This window comes from Arthrobacter halodurans (assembly GCF_041877255.1).
Taxonomy (GTDB): Bacteria; Actinomycetota; Actinomycetes; order Actinomycetales; family Micrococcaceae; genus Arthrobacter_N; species Arthrobacter_N halodurans.
Window position 1 is genome coordinate 1 of record NZ_JBHDLJ010000041.1, and the last position, 268, is coordinate 268.

Here is a 268-nt window from a genome sequence, read left to right on the forward strand (position 1 = left end):
CCGGTCCCGACGGTCACCGGGACCGCCACGGTGGGTTCCACGCTCACCGCGGTTCCCGGGGCCTGGTCCCCGGCCGGGGTGGAGCTGGCCTACCAGTGGTCCGCGGACGGCACCAACATCGCCGGGGCCACCAACAACACGCTGGACCTCGCCCCGAGCCTCGCGGGCAAGGCGATCACCGTGGCCGTCACCGGCACGAAGGCCGGCTACACGACCACGACCAAGGCCAGCGCCGCGACCGCGAAGGTCGCCACCGCTGCGCTGACCG

The 268-nt window shown here is 74.3% G+C and carries 1 pseudogene; it reads left to right on the forward strand.

The features are described 5' to 3' along the window. Window positions 1-268, forward strand: a pseudogene (locus ACETWP_RS17340) (hypothetical protein); the annotation flags it as partial.